Origin of the sequence: Paludibaculum fermentans, assembly GCF_051172195.1 — a bacterium.
Classification (GTDB): domain Bacteria; phylum Acidobacteriota; class Terriglobia; order Bryobacterales; family Bryobacteraceae; genus Paludibaculum; species Paludibaculum fermentans_A.
Window position 1 is genome coordinate 6,194,853 of the sequence record NZ_JBPJAQ010000001.1, and the last position, 19,204, is coordinate 6,214,056.

Consider the following 19,204-nt stretch of genomic DNA (forward strand, 5'->3'; position numbering starts at 1 on the left):
AGACGGCCGGCGCCGGGTGAAGATTACGGCTGCCAGCCACCGCCCAGGGCGTTATAAAGCTGGACGACAGCGACACGTTCGTTGAGCTGCGCCTGGGCGAGGCCGATCTCGGCATCGAACAGATCGGTTTGGCTGGAGAGGACCTCGAGGTAGCTGCTGGCTCCGCCTTTGTAGCGGATGTCCGCGAGCTTCGCGGCCTCGCTGGCCGAATTGGTGAGCGCCGCCTGGCGTTCGCGGTATTCCCGGTTCTTCCGCACCGCTACCAGGGAATCAGATACTTCACGGAAGGCCTGCTGGACCGATTGACGGTAAGTGAGGACCATCTCCTCTTTCTGCGCTTCGCTGAGGCGGACGCCGGAGCGGATGCGCCCGAAGTCGAAGATGGGCGCGGTCATATTGGCGCCGACGTTGTAGACCTTGGAGTCGAACAGGCCGGTCATGGAATAAGCCTGCCAGCCGGCGGAACCGGTGAGCGAGATTTGCGGGAAGTACATCGACTTGGCGACGCCGACCTGCGCATTGGCCGCGACGAGACGCATTTCGGCCTGGCGGATGTCGGGGCGGCGTTCGAGCAGAGTCGACGGCAGGCCTTCGGGGACGGCCGGAGAGAGCTGCATGGCGAGCAGCGGCTGGCCACGCGTGATGGGGCCGGGATTGTTGCCGAGCAGGACACTGATGAGGTTCTCCTGCTGGGCGATGTGGAGCTCGAGGTCGGGAATGCGGCGGGCCGCGGTTTCGACGAGCTTTTCGGCCTGGCGCACGTCGAGCATGGAAGTGGCTCCATTGTGTTCCAGCGTTTGAGTGAGCTTGAGCGACTCCCGGCGTGCGGCGAGGGTGCGTTGAGCGATGTCGAGTTCGAGATCGAATTCACGCAACTGGAAATAGGCAGAGGCCAGGTTGGCGACCAGCGAGGAGATGACCGCTTTGCGGCCCCAATCACTGGCGGCGAGGGTGGCGCGGGCGGCCTCGTTGGCTTTGCGGTAGCGGCCCCAGAAATCGAGCTGCCAGATGGAGGAGAGCCCGAGCTGGCTCATGTTCGATTCGAAGCCGGGGAAGAAGGGCGTGCTGGCGCTCTTCTGGCGCGAGGCGGAACCGCTGGCGCTGATGTTGGGGAATTGCTCGGCGCGGGCTCCGCCAGCCTGTGCCTGGGCCTGCGCGACGCGGGCGGCGGCGATGCGGATGTCAAGATTCTGCGCCAGCGCCGTGCGGACGAGGTTCTGGAGCTCGGGGTCCTGGAAGAGCGTGAACCACTGGACGTCGCCCAGCGACTCGGCTGTGGCGGTGTCGGTGGTGGCTCCGCGATAAGCGCTGGGCACGGGGACGTCAGGACGCTTGTACTTCGGTCCGATGCCGCCGGCTTGGGCCATGCCGGCTGTTGCCAGGAAGGCGGGAATGAGGAAGTGGTACCTCATGCGGGTTCTCCTTCGCCTTCGAGCTGGGCGGGCGCTTTGGCCTTGCCGAACTTCGCGGCGATGTTTTCCACGACTACATAAGTGACGGGGATGAGGAAGATGGCGATGGTGGTGGCGGCGAGCATGCCGCCGATGACCACGGTGCCGAGGATGCGGCGCGAGATGGCTCCGGAGCCGGAGGCTGTCCAGAGCGGGACGCAGCCGAGGATGAACGCGAAGGCCGTCATCAGGATGGGCCGCAGGCGAAGGCGCGCGGCGATCATGGCCGCGTCCATGGCGGATTTTCCTTTGGAGTATTCGGCGCGGGCGAACTCGACAATCAGGATCGCGTTCTTGGCCGAGATACCGATCAGCATGACCAGGCCGATCTGCGCGTAGACGTTGTTCTCAAAGCCACGCAGCCAAAGTGAGAGGTAGGCGCCGAGGACGGCGACGGGCGTGACGAGGAGGACGCTGAACGGCAGCGACCAGCTTTCGTATTGGGCTGCCAGGATCAGGAAGACGAAGAGGATCGACATGCCGTAGATGGCCGCCGGGGGAATGCCCTCGGCCGCCTTCTTTTCCTGGTATGACATGCCGGTGTAATCGAACGCCATGTTGGAGGGCATGGTTTGCGCGAAGACTTCCTCCAGGGCCTCCATGGCCTGGCCGGAGCTGTAGCCCGGGGCGGCGCCGCCGAAGATCTGGGTAGCGCGGTATTCGTTGTAGCGGAAGTTGAACTCCGGTCCGGCGCGGTGCTCCATGGTGGTCACCGCACTCAGCGGGACCATTGTCTTGGCGTTGTTCCGGACGTAGAACTGACCGATGTCTTCGGGCTTGGTGCGGTAGTCGCCTTCGGCGGCGAGGTAAACCTGCCACTGGCGCCCGAAGCGGTTGAAGTAGTTGACGAGATATCCGCCGAGGAACGTCTGCATTGTGTTGTAAACGTCATTGATGGCGACGCCCTGGCGCGCGGTCTTCTCGCGGTCGACGTTGGCGTAGAGCTGCGGCACGCTGGGCAGGAAGGCGGAGTTGATGCCCACGAGTTCCTTGCGTTTGGACGCGGCGCCGACGAACTTGAAGACGTTTTTGGCGAAGTCTTCGGTGCTGCCGCCGGAGCGGTCTTCCAGAACGAAAGTGAAGCCGCCGGAGTTGCCGACGCCGGGAATGGCGGGCGGGGTGATGGGGAAGGCGAAGGCATCGGGCACCTGGGAGATGGCTCCGGCCAGGTTGGCCTGGATGACTTCGAACTGTTCATTGGCGGCCTTGCGCTGGCTCCAGTCCTTGAGCGTGACCCAGAAGATGCCGTTGTAGGTGTTCTGGATGCCGCTGAGGAGGTCGAAGCCGACGACGGAGAAGACGCTGGCGACGCCGGGGATCTTCATGACGCGCTGCTCGATCTTGCGGGCCGCGTCGTCGGTGCGTTCGAGGGAAGCAGCGTCGGGCAGGCGCATGGCGACGAGCAGGTAGCCCTGATCCTCATTCGGCAGGAACGAGGTGGGCAGGCGTCCGCCGATGCCGACGCCGAGGATGGTGACGACGACGAGGAAGCCGAGGCTGAGCGCCGATTTGCGGATCATCGACGTACTGATGTTGATGTAGCGGTCCGTACCGGCTTTGAAGAAGCGGTTGAACCAGTCGAAGAAGCGGGCGAGCGGGCCGCGGGAGGGTTCCTTGCGCTTGAGCAGCAGGGCGCAGAGCGCCGGGCTGAGCGAGAGGGCGTTGAAGGCCGAGATGATCACCGAGATGGCGATGGTGACGGCGAACTGCTGGTAAAGGCGTCCGGTGATGCCGGGGATGAAGGCCGTAGGGATGAACACGGCGGCCAGGATCAGGGCGATGGCGATGACGGGGCCGGAGACTTCCTCCATGGCTTTGAGGGAGGCGTCGCGAGGGGACATGCCCTCTTCGATGTGATGCTCGACGGCTTCGACCACGACGATGGCATCGTCAACGACGAGGCCGATGGCGAGTACGAGGCCGAACAGCGACAGGGTGTTCACCGAAAAGCCGAGCAGCGGGAAGAGCATGAAGGTGCCGACGAGGGAAACGGGCACGGCGAGCAGGGGGATGAGGGTGGCGCGCCAGCCCTGCAGGAAGAGGTAGACGACGAGCACGACCAGCGCCAGCGCCTCGAAGAGGGTGATGGCGATTTCCTTCATGCCCTGGGTGACGACCTTGGTGGTGTCGAGGGTCATGTCGAGAGCGAGATCCTTGGGGAAGCGCTTCTCGAGCTCGTGCAGGCGGGTTGTGACGTTCTTCGCGGTTTCGACGGAATTGGAGCCGGGCAACTGGTAGATGGCCATGCCGGCGGTGGCGCGGCCGTTGAAGCGGCTGATGATGTCGTAGGTCTGGGCGCCCATCTCGATGCGGGCGACGTCCTTCAGGCGCAGGGTGGAGCCGTCGGGATTGGAACGGACGATGATGCCGCCGAACTCCTCAGGGGTGTTGAAGCGGCCCTGGGCCATGACGGTGTAGGTGAACTCCTGCCCCTTGGGGGCGGGCCGGCCGCCGAGCTTGCCGGCCGGGTTCACGCGGTTCTGGCCTTGGATGGCAGCCAGGATGTCGGGCACCGTGACGTTCAGCTTGGCGAGCTGATCGGGCTTGATCCATATACGCATGGCGTACTGGCCGCCGCCGAAGGTCTGGACGCGGGCCACGCCTTTGACGCGGGTCAGCTCGTCGACGAGGCTGATATACGCGTAGTTTGAAAGGAAGAGGTCGTCGTAAGTGCTCTTGGGCGAGTAGAGACTGACGAACATTAGGGGCGACGCCAGCGACTTCTGCACCGTGAGTCCGGTGGTATTCACTTCGACGGGCAACTGAGAGGCTGCCTGCGAGGTGCGGAGCTGGGTGAGCACCTGATCGACGTTGGGGTCGGTCTTGATGTCGAAGTTGACGATGATGCTCGCCGTGCCGTTGTTGGCGGACGTCGAGCTCATGTACTCCATGTTGTCGACGCCGCTGATCTGCTGTTCCAGCGGAGTGGTGACCGACTGTTCCAGCGTATTGGCATCGGCGCCGGGGTAGATGGCGGTGATGTTGATTTCGGGCGGAACGATTTCAGGGAATTGCCCGGTGGGCAGGCTGAAGAGGGCTACGGTGCCGATGACCACCATGAGGATGGAGATGACCATGGCCACGATGGGCCGGCCGATGAAGAATTTTGCCATGAGTTAGTGGCTCCCACCAGCCGGGCGGGCGGCCTGCTGCGGTACGACTGTGCCGCCGTCCATGGCCTTGGCCAGACCTTCGACAATCACGCTTTCGCCTGCGTGCAAGCCGCTTTCGATGACGTAGCGGGAGCCGACGGTGGGACCGAGCGTGACCTGGCGGATCTGCACTTTGTTGCCGGCCAGGACGACGGCGACCTGGTGTTTGCCCTGGATTTCAGTGACGGCGCGCTGGGGCACGAGCAGGGCGGCTTTGCGGGTGCCGGTGAGGGCGTGGATGCGGCCGAACTGGCCGGGACGGAGGATATTGCCAGGATTCGGGAACGAGGCGGCGACGCGGATGGTGCCAGTCTGCGAATCCACCTGGCGGTCTGTGAAGGTGACTTTGCCCTTTTGCGGATAGGTGGTGCCGTTGGAGAGAACGAGTTCGAGGGCGGGCACTTGGTTGGGCGAGAGCAGGCCGGCCGGATCGCCGGGTTTGCGGCCAACGGAGAGATTCAGGTACTCCTGCTCGCTGATGGGGAAGTAGACGCGGATGGGGTCGACTTGAGAAACGGTGGTGAGGGTGGTGTCGGTCTTCACTAAGTTGCCGATCTGGGTCTGGGCCACGCCGGCGATGCCATCGATGAGGGAGTGTACCTGGGTGAAGCCGAGGTTGAGCTCAGCCTGGGACTGTGTGGCTTTGGCGGCTTTGACCGCGGCTTGTGCGGTTTTGACGGCGGCCTGGCTGGTGGCGAGGTTGGCCTTGCTGGCCTGGAGAGCGGCTTCCGCTGCGGCTTTGGCCTGGATCTCGGTATCGAGTTGGCTCTGAGCGATGGCGCGAGCCTGGGCCAGGGGTGTATCGCGCTGGACGTCGAGTTCCGCCTTCCGCAATTGAGCGGCGGCTTGGGCAATCTGGCTTTGGGCCTGTTCCACCTGACTTTGGGCCTGAACGACCTGGCTTTCGGCCTGGGCGTGCTGGGCGCTGGCCTGGTCCACCACTGCCTGGAAGGGGCGCGGGTCGATTTCGAACAGGACTTGGCCTTTGCGGACGAAGGAGCCTTCCTGGTAGAGCTGGCGGACGAGGTAGCCGGTGACCTGCGGCTGGATGATGGCATTGACGCTGCCATCGATGGTGGCGACCCATTCGCTGTTGACCTGGACATCTTCGGCGATGACAGGGGTGACATCGACAGCGGGCGGCTGCATGGGCGGGGGGCCACCGGAGGCCGGGCCGCCGCAGCCGGTCATCAGAATTGCGGACGACAAGAATGGTATTGCTACCGCCGCGAGGCGGAGTGTTGATCGGTTCATTGTTTAGTTCTCTTTACGGTGTCGACGGAGCCTGGAGGCAGTGCGCATCCGCGGCCTGCGTTAACTGCAGGAGCCGCTCGACGATGGCGTCGTAGTTATCGGGTTTCGGCATGCCCCAAAGGGCGGAAAACATCAGGCCATCGCCGGCATAGCGGACGATGGCTGCCACCACGGGGTCGATGCCGTCATTCTCAAGACGCTGCCGCCATGCATCGCAGTGTTGTTGAGCCACAGCGAGGGAAGCGGGGATCGTTCGGGATTCAGATAAGAAAGCAATGCATACTTTGGATGCGTGTTCGTCCGGTTCAAGATTCGCGCGAAGAAAGGCGCGGGTGTAGGCGCCCGGTTCGGCCGGGTCTTCCAGGCGGCGCCTTTCCACGTCCTGCTCGAATTCGTTCATCTGGCGTTGGAGGATGCCGAGAATCAGCTCGTCCTTGCCTGAGAAATGGTGCAAGAGGCCGCCTTTGCTGATGGATGCGGCGGCGGCTACATCTTCGAGCGTCATGCCCCGGAGGCCCTTCTTAATCAGGATCAATTCAGCGGCCGCTAGAATTGCGGCTTTGGTACGTTCGGGTTGGCGCATCGATGGGGACTTGGGCAGATGAACTGGCCTTCACTTAATACATACCGTCCAGACGGTCGGTCAGTCAACCAAATCCGTACCAAATCATGTAACATCTGGCCTGAAGAGGCTTGGCAGCTGTATCGATTGTGCTGTCAGGCTAACGTTTTGTGTGGCTTGCGCCGGTTTTGGGCGAAAGCCCAAAGCAACATCGACAGTGCCAGGAGAGTTGAGAGCGCGGAGGTGAGGGCACCCACGCGGAACCATGTGGACTGATAGGCGACCAGGGCCTCGTTGGTTCCGGGAGGAAGGAGGATTCCGGTCAGTGCCAGGTCCACGGGAACGACCGGCACGGGCTTTCCGGCGACTGACGCGGTCCAGCCCGGGAAATAGGGCACTGCCAAACGAACCCAGGTGGGCGTGGCGGCAGTGTAGCGGAGCCTGTAGCTGTCGCCGGCGTAAGCAATGATTTCGACGTGCGCAGCCGGGTCCTGTGGCACCGCGGCTGGTGCTGATTCGACCACTGCGGACTCCGAGGGAACCAGCTGTGTCAACTGACGGCGGGCCTCCGTTGCGGAGGAAACCCGGGTGATGGAGCGTGGAATGGAAGCGCGCGCAAGCGTGGGGGAGAGTTCGGTGATGGCGCCTGTGCGGGAGTCGATGCGGTGGGTGACGGCGAGTCCTTCGAGGAGACGGGGGTTGGCGGCAGCCGCGGTGCGGTAGTCGGCATAGCGGGCGAGTTCGAGCGGGTTGTAGCCGAATGTGGCCTCTGTCCGCGAATTCAAGGTGGAGTTCATGGGCCCGAAGGAGTTGGTGTCGCGCTCATACCAGATGCGGTGGAGAGGGCTCTGGCGGAGAGGGGCGCAGGCGCGATCGAAGCGGTCGGCGGCCGCGCCATAGAGTTCGTCGTACGAAGCCCTGGCGTAGGCGAGAGGGTTCTGGCTGCTGTTCCAATACCAGAGGTCGGCGAAGGCAACGACGAGGAGGGCGGGGATCAGCCACGATTTGTTCCAGCGTTCCAACGCATGGACAGCGCCGGCGGAGGCTAAAACGGCCAAACCGAGGGTGATGACAAACCAGATGTGCACGGGGGACTGCACGGAGCGGAAGCCGGGTAGTTTCGCGATGAGAAGGTAGAGTCCGCCGCCGGGTCCGAAGGCGTACCAGATGGCGGGGACGAGGAGGGTGAGGGCAACCCAGCGGATCTTGCCGCGCACGAGTCCGGCGAGGGCGAGGAGGGGGGCGAGCAGCCCCTGGTAGAAGTAGAACTGGGTGATGTCTCCCGGCCCTCTGTAGTTACCGGTCAGTGCTCCATAGAAGTCTGGAAAGAACAAGGTGAGCAAAGCGCCAGGAGCGAGTGTGGCGCCAGCCTGGCGGCTGAAGTCCGCCCGGGCGCGGATGGAGTTTGCGGTCAATTCGAGGCCAGGCAGGATGAGGATGGCGGAGATGAGCGCGGCGCCGGCGGTTGTGACCGTCAGGAGAAGAAGTCCGCGTTTGCGCCAGCCGGGCTCCGCGGCCACAACCATGAATACGGTGAACAGGGCGAGGCCGGTGAAGGCGTAGAGGGCGGATTGAAAATGTCCGATGAGCACCATTGCCCCCGCGGCGAGAATGGCTGCCGGGCCATAAGTGCGCCAGTCCTTCACGACGGCACGGTGGAGGAACCACAGGAGCCACGGGAAGAGGGCGGCCGTCTGGAAGATGCCTATGTGGGAACTGTGCCCGGCGAAAAAGCCGGAGAATCCATACAGTACGCCGGCCAGGATAGCAGCGGAGCGATTTTGTAGCAGGTCGCGCGTCAGGAGAAAGACGCCCAGGCAGGCGAGCATCGAATGCAACGCTAATTCCCATTCAATTGAGCGCGGGGTGATTCCTGCGATGAAGAAGGGCCAGTTTAGCGGGTACCAGGCCCCGGTCTGGGGGTCAGCCATAAAAGGCATGCCGGAAAAAACTTGTGGGCTCCAAAGAGGCAGCTTGCCGGCGTGCAAGTTGTCGGAAAAGTACTTTTGGGCGGAGTAGTGGACATCCGCGGCATCCCACTGGATGCTGGCGGAGGAGCTGAGTAGGGGGACTGCGTAGAATACCAGCACCAGCGCCAGGTAGAGCAGGGGCACCGCCCACCACGCCTCCATCCAAGAGGAACCGGGCGGGGGCGCGATCTGAGCGGCGGCGCGGCGTCTGTCCTGAGGTTTTGAAGGGCGCATGGGATTAACGATAGGAACAACCAGCTTACCCGAACTGGCCTGCATGTTGATGTTTTGCTTCACGGATAACTGGATTGAACAGTAATGAATTATCCGGCAACTGTTGGGTGCAGCCAGACCGGTTGGCGAGAGAACCGGAGGGACACGAAATTGCTATATTTGGTGGTTCAATATTGAGGCACGCCGGGCCAACAAAAGCGATGAAGAAGTCGAGGAATCAAGGTGCGTCGAAAGGGCCGGAGGCGCTGCCGTTTGGCCCAAGGATTCTGGCCTGGCTGGACGGCCACGCGCGGGCATCCTTCTGGGTCCTGCTGCTGGTGGCGACGGTGCGCATCGCAGCCACCTACGGGGTTTTCAATCACACGATTGATGAACCGGCGCACATTGCCTGCGGCATGGAGTGGATCGACCAGGGTCGTTATGTTTACGAACCGCAGCATCCACCGTTGGCGCGGGTGGCGGCTGCGATTGGTCCTTACCTGGCCGGCCGGCGGTATGTAGGCCGTCCCGGCATCTATCAGGAGGGGGCGGCGATCCTCTATCGTGACAACCATTACGACCGGAATCTGATGCTGGCCCGAGTGGGGATACTGCCGTTCTTCTGGTTGGGTTGCGCGGTGGTGTATTGGTGGGGGCAGCGCAGCCTGGGCAGGGCGGGTGCGGTGATTGCGACGTTTCTGTTCACATTCTCGCCCTCGTTGCTGGCCCATGCCGGACTGGCCACGACAGACATGGCGCTGACCGCGACCTTGGGTGCCGCATTCCTGGCCACCCTGGTCTGGCTGGAAGAGCCCAGTTTGACCCGTGCGGCCATTGTGGGCGTCAGCCTGGGCTTGGCGGTGTTGTCCAAGTTGTCGGCCCTCGCATTCTATCCCTCAGCCTGCGCGGCTGCGCTGGGCTGGTACCTGTGGTCAGCCAAGCTGAATTGGGCGGAGATGCGAGTGCGCGTGACTCAGCGCCTTCCTGGACTCGGTGTGGCCATTCTGACAGCGGGGCTGGTGATCTGGGCGGGTTACCGATTTTCGTTCGGGTATTCTCCGCTGTTGGGCTTCAGCACACCGGCGCCCGAGTTCTTCCGAGGTGTGAGTGCGGTGATCAATCACAATCGGGAAGGCCATGCCGCTTATCTGCTGGGCCAGCGCAGCCTGACGGGCTGGTGGTATTACTACCCGGTCGTGTTGGCGGTGAAGACGCCCATGGCCTTGATCCTGCTGCTGGCCACGGGTATCTGGCTGCTGGGGGGGAAGGGGCGGCCGGCCAGTGGGATCGTGCTGGCGCTGGCAGGATCCGTGGGCATCCTGGTGTTTTCGCTGTTCACTCACATCAACATCGGACTGCGGCACATTCTCCCTGTGTACTTTGGGTTCATCCTGGTGGCGGCCTACGGCGGAATTCGATTGCTGGAGAAGCCGCCGGCCACGCTTTGGCCGCGCATTACGGTCGGGGTGATGTTATGGATGGGGCTGACTTCGATTCTCAGTCACCCCGATTACCTGCCGTACTTCAACCTGCTGGCTGGGAACGAACCTGAGCAGATCCTGGTGGATTCGGACCTGGACTGGGGGCAGGATATGAAACGATTGAGCGCCAGGCTGCACGAGCTCGGCGTGCGCGAACTGACGTTCAATCCGTTCATCATGGCCTATCTGGAGGTGGCGCACGGTTTCCCGCCGCTGCGGCCAATGGATCCCTCGGAACCTTCGCCGGGCTGGAATGCGGTGAGCCTCACAGTGCTACGGGCCGCCCGGTTGGGTCTGCAGGAGCAATACCCGGGCTTGGTCCTTTGGCCGGAGGTGCGCAAGCCAACCGAAAGAGTTGGTGCTTCGACTCTGTTGTATTACGTGCCGCCCGATTCGTTGCGCCAGCCTGCCAGGTAAGGGGAGAAGGGCCTCGATGGGACTGATCGACAGAGTCTCCTGACATACGCTATAAGCAGTGGTTCGCTATGCTCTTTTCGCGCTGACTTTCGTCCTGACTGGTAGTCTGTTGGCCGGCCCGCCGGGATTGACGATCGACTACCCGGCCGACGGTACTCTCTTCCCTCCCGATTTCTCCGCGCCGCAATTGCTGTGGCACGACTCGAGCAAGGCGGACACGTGGAGAATCGAGATCAGTTTCGGGTCCGGGGCGGCGGCGCTGCGGGCAACGTCGAACGGCGCGGGCGCCGCTGTCCTGGAGATAGACGAAGACTGTATCTCGACCACGAATCAACCGCCGAAGGTGGACACAGAGCAGCGGAGTTGGAGGCCCACACCACAGATGTGGGCGCAGATACAGCGGGGTTCGCTGGAGGCGCCGGCGGCCCTAACTTTCTCTGGCATGAGGGCGGGGCGGGTTGTGTCGAAGGCGGTCGTGCATATTCGAACCTCCCGGGATCCCGTGGGCGCCCCGATCTTCTACCGCGATGTGCCGTTAATGCCTGTTGAGACGGAACCGGGCACGATCCAGCCGCTGTCGCCCTACGCGGTACGGCTGGTGAAGTGGCGGGTGCGGTCAGTGGGGGCGTCGCGGAGCAGGGTAGTGATGGAGGGGCTGCCGGTGTGTGCGAACTGTCACTCCTTTTCCGGCGATGGACGGGTGATGGGTATGGACCTGGACGGACTGCGGAAGAACAAGGGCCAGTATTTCCTGGCGGAAGTCAGCCCAGAGGTGAAGGTTGGGCAAGGGAACATGATCCAGTGGGCTTCGGACCAGGGGCGGCTGGAGAACGCGATTCGCGTCGGATTCATGTCGCAGGTTTCACCGAAGGGCGACGCAGTGGTGACGACGATCGACGCGCCGGGGACCACTTCGAGTAATTACTACGTCGCCAACTTCACGGACTACCGTTTTCTGCAGGTATTCTTCCCGACGCGCGGGCGGCTGGCCTGGTACAGCCGGGCAACGGGCGTATTGAAGCCGTTGCCGGGCGCGGACGATCCGGAGTATGTCCATTTCGGAGCTGTGTGGAGCCCTGACGGGGCGTCACTGGTCTTTGCACGAGCGCGCGCGCAGGATCCGAATCCGCCGGGCCACGCGGCGGCCCGTTTCGCCAATGATCCGAATGAACTGCAGATCCGGTACGACCTTTACCGGATCCCATTCCGGGAAGGGCAGGGCGGCAAGGCTGAGGCGATCGAGGGCGCCTCCAACAACGGGATGAGCAACACGTTCCCCAAGATTTCGCCGGACGGCCGCTGGCTGGTTTTCGTTCAAGCGCGCAACGGGCAACTGATGAGGCCTGACAGCCAGCTCTACATCGTGCCCGCCCTGGGAGGCGAGGCCCGGCGCATGAACTGCAACACGGCGTTGATGAACTCGTGGCACAGTTTTTCGCCGAATGGCCGGTGGATGGTGTTTTCTTCGAAGGCGCGTTCGCCTTACACGCAGATGTACCTGACGCACATTGATGAAGCGGGCAACGATACGCCCGCGGTGCTGATTGAGAATGCGACGGCGGCCAATCGCGCCGTCAACCTTCCGGAGTTCGTGAATGTCAGGGAGGGTGAGCTGCGCAGTATCGGCGGACCGGCGCTGGAGTACTACCGGCTGTACGATCGTGCGGTGTACTTCGAGAAAGAGAAGCAATACGGCGAAGCGGCTGGGCAATGGCGTGCGCTGCTGGAGGTAGCCCCTGAGGACGAAGAGGTGCGGCGGCGGTTGGGACTCAGCCTGCTGCTCGCGGGCCGGCGGGATGAGGCTTCTGTGACGATGGCGGGGTCGAGGGCAGGGCAGGGCGGACAGACCCGGGTGGAGCGGGCCATCCGCTTGCTGGAGTCCGGCCGGGACGCCGAGCCGGTCTCGACCGCTGCTGAGCCGAATGCGCGGGAGCATTATTACCTTGCCCTTGCCGCCCTGCGTCGAGGAGAGAAGGACGTCGCATCATTTCACCTGCGTCAGGCGGTAAGTCTAGACCCGGATTCTGCCGAGGCCCAGCAGCGTCTGGCCGCGATGGCGGTGCGGCCCGCGGAAGCCTTGGCGCATTGGAGGGAGACGATCCGGTTGCGCCCGAACAATGCGGTTGCGCTCTGTGGAGCGGCATGGATCCTGGCAACGAACCAGGAGCTGCGCAACGGGCCGGAGGCCGTCGCCCTGGCTGTTCGCGCCCTGCTGCTGGTGGGCGGAGACAATGAGCGCGTGCTGGATACGCTGGCGGCGGCGTACGCTGAAGCGAACCGGTTTGAAGATGCGGCAGCCACGGTGCGCAGGGCGCTGGCGGCCAAGCCGGTCGATGCGACGCTACTCGAACGGCGGCTGGAGAACTATCTCGTACGGAAGCCGTGGCGGGAGTAGGGCTGCGGGGTTGCAACTACCTGCGTGTCAATCAACCTGCATGTTAGCCGAGGCAACAGGATGAGTCCGGACCCGCGCAAGATTATCGGGCGCGCGAGCGTTGACCTGGAGCAGGCTGGTGACAGGGGCAGCGCTTGATATAAGAGAAGTCTATAATCGGGTCCAAAGGTGTAGTAATGCCTAGATCTGCTTTTGTTCTTACCTGCTGTTTCTGCCTGTTTCGTCTCTCTGCGCAATCCCCTGTTCAACCGGGCCAGCCCATGAATTTTACGTTGCCAGCGGTCCAGAACGCGACTTTGTTCCACGGCGACTACAGTCACGTACTGCATGTGCCCGCCTCGGCGAGCAGTGCAACTGTTGAGATTCGAAGCGGTCTGGCCGATGTCGACGTCGACCTCCATATTCGATTTGGAGCCGACACGGATGTGGCCGCCGGGGCGATCGTCTCGGACTACTCGTCGACCGGTTTGACTGCATCTGAACGAGTTGTGATCGACGCCAATGCTGCCCCGGCGTTGAAGGCAGGCGATTACTACATCTCGTATGCCGTCTATACGGAGGGGGTCGACATACCCATTACGCTAACGGTGACGCTGACAGGCAGCTCCAGCGAGCCAATTGCATTGGTGACATCGGAGATTCCGGACACCTGCCTGCTGAGCTCCTCCAGGGACTTCGTGTTGCCCCAGGCCGCGCGGCTGCGGCGCATTCTGGCGCTGTATCAATGGGAGACAGGGGAAGCACAGGTCGATTACAGCGTTCTTCAAGGTCCGGTGCCGGTGGCAACCGGGTCATTGACACGCGGCGCTTGTGCCGGTGAGGGTTCGGCCTGGTGCCTGGCCGAGTCCGACGTGGATGTGCTGCTGCCCTCCGGGCCATACCGGCTGCAACTGGCGAATCCTCGAGCCTGCTCTGCGATCGAAATGGGGCCCGCGGTTGTTGCCATATATGGGGACCTGTTGCCGGCACCGTCGTGGCAGCCGCTCTCGGAGACCACGGCCGGTCCGCAGGGCGGGACGATTGAGGCGGGACTTTCTATTAAGGTCCCTGCGGGCGCGCTGGCGGCTGCAGTGCCGGTGCGCGTGTCTTCCATGGATTCCAGCGAGCCGGCATCCGCGCAGCGTCTTTCCGCGGTGTACCAAGTGCAGGGACTCGGTTTGAGCCAAGCGAAGCCCCTGGAGATCTCGGTACCACTCAGCGTCGCTCCCCAAGGACCATTGACGCTGGTTTGGTCGACGGAGTTGCCGGCGGGCCTGACGACGCCCAGGGGCGTGCGTTTGCTGCCGGCCCGTTACGAGAATGGCCGCGCCATTGCGGACCTACCCGCCGTCGAACCAGGCGCGGGCGAAGATGGCGCCGCTGCTTCGACGCTCTCGAAGCTACGCGCCGCGCTGGTGGATCCGACGTCGCTCACCAGCAGGCTGTACGTGTTGGGGGGCTTCGCTGAGGTGGGCTCGCCTTCCGGGCGGTTCATCGTGCACTATCCGGTGAGTGGGGATGCGGTGATGGAGATCGCCGAGGAGACCGGAATCTTTCTCGATACAGTCGAGGCGCGGCTCAAGGCGATGACTGTCGATACCTCACGGCGCGCCTCTCCCATTGATGTGTACCTGGCATCGCCCAACGGCACGGAGGGGTCGCTGTTTGGACTGAACAGCAGTACCGGCGATCCCATCAATGGGGTCACTGAGAGCGATATCTGGGGGGGCGCCAATGTCGGCTACGTCCTGAATCTGAACTTTGCAACGGACCGGGAGAACTTCCATGTAACGGCCGCGCACGAACTGCTGCACGTCTACCAGGCGGCCTTTGATCCACGCAACATCTCCTTGCGCAGGGCGGTCACCGACTCCCCCTGGCTGTGGCTGCTGGAAGCGACACCTACCTGGTTAGAGCGTGCCTTCGCAAACCATCCCGACCGTTTCACACCGACCGAAGCAGTGCACCACCGCTTCTTCGCCTTCCGGCACGGGCTCAACTACTCCACCGCGTTCGATACGACGGACAACTATCACGGCTATGGCGCGGCCAGCCTGATCGAGTACCTGGCTCCGATCCAGACTTCCAAGGTGAACTTACTGGGTAAGCTCATGGAACAGTTTGCGGTGTCCACCGGCATCCTGGTGAAAACGAACCGATACTCAACCCTGGAGGCGATCCGCAGCATTACGGGTGAGCCCTGGATCACGTTGTGGCCGGGCTACTTCAACGAATTGCTGGAGGGCCGGATTTATCCTGCGATCAGTGTCTATAAGTCGGCCGGAGTGACAGGCTCGATGCTCGACTTCCAGTCTGATCCCGAGGTGACGAAGGGCACATTCAGCCTGACTGGCGATACAGCGAAGGCCCAGACGTTTCCGCTGTCGTGGCAGGCTCCTCCGCTGTCGGCGGCGCTGATGTACGGCACGCTGCCGGCGCAGTCCGCACTGCCTGCCGCGGCCCGGCTGACGTATCGTTTTCAGAATGCATCCAATGGCGATTACTTCTTCGTCTATCATTACGACCGCAAGAGCGGCCAGACAACGCGGCTCTATCAAGGGTCGGCGCCGTACACCATTGACAACCTCGCGGCGATTGCGACGGATGCGAGCAGCGAACTCTACGCGTTCATTTTGAATGCCGAAGACCAGCCGGACGCGGGTTCCACCTGCAACCAACGCGAGTTTCAGGTGATCTACGACCCTGGCGCGCCGAATCCGCTCAGCAAGGTGACGGGGGTCTCGGTCAGGGTCAATGCGTTGCCAACGTTTGAGGATCCAGTGTCCAAGGGAACCACAAACTCGTTCATCGGGTGGAGTGAGTTCCTCTCGAACGCGCACTGCGGCTCCAACGCGACGCGCAGCATTGCCTGGAGAGGAACTACCCTCAACGTCAGCGCCGATTGCAACGGCAGTATGGGCGGAGAGGACAACCCAGTGGGCGTCGCCCACACCACGGCGACGGTCAAGATGAACGCGTCATTCACCGCCATCGATCTCCTGGAGATGAACCAGACCCTCACCGTGCGGACTTCCAATCATGTTGGCGAATATCGGAAGACGGCTTCGATCTGTTTGCAGAACCTGCCGGCAGACGACACAGTGAAGTACAAGTCGTACATCCAGACGGTGCCTTCCACGGATGCCCCGGGAAAAGTCTGCGGTATGGAGATCAAGCGGGAAGCACTCAATGGCGAGGCAGTCACCAATACCCTGATTCTGAAATCGTTGGAATGGCCGGCTGCAGCCTCGCTGCGGGTTGAGCTTCAATGATGCGCGGGGCGGAGACCTTGGACTTCTGGCCTTCGCCCCGGGTTCGTGCGCCGGCTTACGGCCGAGACACCGCCAAGGCCACGGTCACGTCGGGTTGAGTTGTGGCACTGCCAACCTGCACCGAGAGGGGCACCTGTCCGCCGGTTGGCGCCGCGGCCGGAATGCGCACCTTCACTTCGACAATGCCCGGCTCGACAAGCTCCGCGGAGACCACCTCTTCGGCTTGAACCTCTCCGAAGAGGACCGCCACCGGCAGAACTGGCCTGGGACGCGGATCAATGGGCGCCGCACCTGGCGGAACATCGGCGTCGAGCAGTCCGGCGCCGGTAAGTCGCAGGGTGAGCAGTTCGCCCAGCAGCGCCGGAGTCTCCGCTGAGTTGAGGGATCCATCCTCATTCTTAGCCTGTGCCTGGCCCTTTCCATCCTCACCCGCAAAGAGTCCAGGTGCGGCCTCCGCCTGCGCCAGTTGGATGCGGTTGGTGAGGACACCGCCGCGCAGAACCTCGATGTAGGTAATGACCCTGGCCGTGAGAGGAACGATCGCCCGGATTCTGCCGGTGGACGCCGAAACCACGGGAGCCGGCGTTGAATTGATGAGGATCTTCGTTCCACCTGCTTCACTCGCAAGGACGCCGGTTTCGTCGACTACGCCCGCGGTTGGCTCGTCCGGACCGATGCCCGGCCCCTCTACCTCGATGAGTTCGCCGGGCGCTATGGGACCAGCCAACTGGCTAGCCGCGTTCCGCACGAGGCCGGAATCCAGAGTCTTCGGCATTAGCCGGTAGATCGTCGTCCCTGCCGAGAAGTAGAGCTGACCCTTGGAGTCGACGGCGACCGATTGCAGAGTTCCAAATGCGACTGTGGTTGGATCGGCGCTCTCCAGGGCAGTTGCCGTGGTCTTGCTGGCGCCAGCCACTGTCGTGATGATGCCATCGGGATCGATGCGGCGGATAAAGCCTGAGTACTCCGACAGGAAGATGCTGCCGTCCCGATCGCAGGCAATGTCGGATAGGGGGGCAAGCCCCGCGGCGGTGGCGGGACCACCGTCGCCACTGCGGCTGCTGGCGCCCGTGCCGGCGATGGTGCGGATGTTCCCCTGGGCGTCCATCCTGCGAAGCCGGTAGTTGTCCGCGTCGGAGATGACAAGGCTGCCATCGGGTGTCATACAGAGACGGTTGGGCCGCGCGAGCTGTGCCGAAACCGCCGCGCCATTGTCACCGGCGAATCCATAATTGCCGTTCCCGGCGACTGTCGTGATGGTGCCTGAGGCGTCAACGCGGCGGGTCCGCGAGTGGTTTGTGTCGGCGATGTAGAGTTGGCCGGCGGCGTCCGTGGTGACGCTCTCGGGCCAGATGAAAGTCGATTTGGCGGCGGGGCCGCCATCGCCGATAGCCGCCGCGCTGTTGCCACTGGCGGCTCCACCGCCACCCACCAGCGAGAGGGTGCCATCCGGATTCACCATTCGGATCAGGCTCGCGTCGGCATCATTCGACTCCACCGAATCTCCGCGCTGTGCCACGTAGAGATTGCCCTGCGGGTCGTGGGCAGTTGACCAGGGAAAGAACAGGCTGCCCTCCAGCGCCGGTCCGCCGTTGCCGCCGGAACCGGGCATGCTGTTCCCCGCGACCGTACTGATCTCACCGGCCTGCGTGATGCGACGGATGAGGTGGTGGTCGGAATCGGCCAGGTAGAGATTGTCGCTGCTGTCGAAGCTCAGGCCGCGAGCGCTGATGAGCCGGGCATTCATGGCCATGCCTGTACCGCCCATGTAGGTGAGGTCGGTGGTGCCCGCGAAGGTCGAGATCACCCCGTCGGCGTCAATGCGGCGGATGAGGCGGTTGTCGATGAAGTAAAGCGCCCCATCGGGTCCCACGGTCAGGTGGGTGGGATAGGATACCTGCGCTGAGAGGGCGCTGCCGCCGTCGCCCGAGTAGCCGCGTATGCCCGTGCCCGAATAGGTGGTGAGACGTCCGGCGGAGACTTTGCGAATCCTTGCTCCATAGGACTCAGAGATGTATACGGTCCCGCTGGCTGAGGCGGCCACTCCGTAGGGATAGCTGAGAGTGGCGCTGGTGGCTGGGATACCGTCCCTGCCCAAATTCTCGCTGCCGCCGCCCGCGAACGTAGACAGCAGTCCGGTGCGCGTATCGAGGACACGGACCCTGGAACTGTTCCATGAAGAGATGTAGAGCCGGCCTTCACTGTCGAGTGCCAACTGTTCGGGACTGATGACTTGTCCTGAAGTGCCGGGCACGTTTTCGCCGTAAGTGCTGCCTGACGTGCCGGCCACTGTCGTAATGGTTCCCTCTGTACTCATGCGGCGGATCCGGCTGGCGCCCTTCTCCGCGATATACAGGTTTCCGGCGCTATCAAATACCAGCCCGCTGGGCCCCTTGACCGTCGCCTCCAAGGCTGGAACATTGTCGGCCACCGGAGTGGTCTTGCCAGTCCCGGCGATGAGCGTCTCGGTGCCGTCGGCGTTCAGCCGGTAGATCATATTCTGTCCGTACGCGCTGTAATAGATGCTGCCGTCCGGGTGCACGGCGATGCCACCCATGTTCGCTTTTGGCCGCAAGACCATTACCGTGCCATCGACGCCAATGCGGAAGATGCGCGCCAGGCGGGTGTCCGCGATGAGAAGTGCCCCATCGGGGGTAAACGCAAGATCGTAAGGTTGTTCCAGGTACAGGCTCAGCGGGGTCAAGTCTCCGGTCTGCAGCGTCGACCCACCGGCGAAACGGCTGACGACATAGCCCTCCCGATACTGGGCTGCGAGTGAAAGAGAACAGAGTAAGCAGGCGGCGAGCATCTGTCGCCTCCGATTCGACCGCGATGCCATAATCAAGATAAAAACCTCCGATGGTCAACTTAACACGGCTATCTGCTGAGCGCCTCCCTGTCTAAACACGTTCTCAACAAAGCAACGATTTCGGCATTGCGCGGCTCTCGACCTGGATCAGCCCACGAGAGCAATGCCCTGGGGCTTCTGCAGGCCCTCACTCTCCTGAGTCAAGAACTGGACCAGATCTGGGTAGCGGGTATAGAGCCTCAGGTCGTG

9 protein-coding genes are annotated in these 19,204 nt (G+C 62.9%); 3 read left to right on the plus strand and 6 right to left on the minus strand.

All coding sequences use genetic code 11. From position 1 onward, the window contains the following. Positions 1-23 precede the first annotated feature (23 nt). From ACR9Y2_RS24935 to ACR9Y2_RS24955, 5 genes are all read right to left on the minus strand, one after another. On the minus strand, positions 24-1,412 hold the full coding sequence (locus ACR9Y2_RS24935; RefSeq protein WP_435044408.1) for an efflux transporter outer membrane subunit: 1,389 nt from the start codon (positions 1,410-1,412) through the stop codon (positions 24-26). Further along, complete coding sequence (locus ACR9Y2_RS24940; protein WP_435044409.1) at positions 1,409-4,564, minus strand: efflux RND transporter permease subunit; 3,156 nt, start codon at positions 4,562-4,564, stop codon at positions 1,409-1,411. The genes ACR9Y2_RS24935 and ACR9Y2_RS24940 overlap by 4 nt, the downstream gene beginning before the upstream one ends. Before the next feature lie 3 nt (positions 4,565-4,567). Beyond that, positions 4,568-5,812: an efflux RND transporter periplasmic adaptor subunit gene (locus ACR9Y2_RS24945; protein WP_435044410.1), complete on the minus strand. Its 1,245-nt coding sequence runs from the start codon at positions 5,810-5,812 to the stop codon at positions 4,568-4,570. A gap of 58 nt (positions 5,813-5,870) precedes the next feature. Next, positions 5,871-6,440, minus strand: a complete 570-nt coding sequence (locus ACR9Y2_RS24950) for a TetR/AcrR family transcriptional regulator (protein ID WP_435044412.1) — start codon at positions 6,438-6,440, stop codon at positions 5,871-5,873. 134 nt (positions 6,441-6,574) lie between these two features. Continuing rightward, complete coding sequence (locus ACR9Y2_RS24955; RefSeq protein ID WP_435044414.1) at positions 6,575-8,533, minus strand: hypothetical protein; 1,959 nt, start codon at positions 8,531-8,533, stop codon at positions 6,575-6,577. A gap of 290 nt (positions 8,534-8,823) precedes the next feature. Here ACR9Y2_RS24955 and ACR9Y2_RS24960 point away from each other — a divergent pair, with 290 nt between their 5' ends. The 3 genes from ACR9Y2_RS24960 to ACR9Y2_RS24970 all read left to right on the plus strand — a co-directional run bounded on the left by ACR9Y2_RS24960 (position 8,824) and on the right by ACR9Y2_RS24970 (position 16,146). Continuing rightward, positions 8,824-10,500 carry an ArnT family glycosyltransferase gene (locus ACR9Y2_RS24960; RefSeq protein ID WP_435044415.1) on the plus strand — a complete coding sequence of 559 codons (1,677 nt, stop codon included), beginning with the start codon at positions 8,824-8,826 and terminating at the stop codon, positions 10,498-10,500. A gap of 58 nt (positions 10,501-10,558) precedes the next feature. Further along, positions 10,559-12,895 (plus strand): hypothetical protein, encoded by a 2,337-nt coding sequence (locus ACR9Y2_RS24965; protein WP_435044416.1) that lies wholly within the window; start codon positions 10,559-10,561, stop codon positions 12,893-12,895. Positions 12,896-13,167: 272 nt separating this feature from the next. After that, a complete protein-coding gene (locus ACR9Y2_RS24970; protein ID WP_435044417.1) occupies positions 13,168-16,146 on the plus strand; it encodes a hypothetical protein in 2,979 nt (992 codons plus the stop codon). Positions 16,147-16,201: 55 nt separating this feature from the next. Here ACR9Y2_RS24970 and ACR9Y2_RS24975 read toward each other — a convergent pair whose 3' ends face one another. Further along, positions 16,202-18,955, minus strand: coding sequence for a hypothetical protein (locus ACR9Y2_RS24975; RefSeq protein ID WP_435044418.1), 2,754 nt, complete (start codon positions 18,953-18,955; stop codon positions 16,202-16,204). Positions 18,956-19,204: the final 249 nt, after the last annotated feature.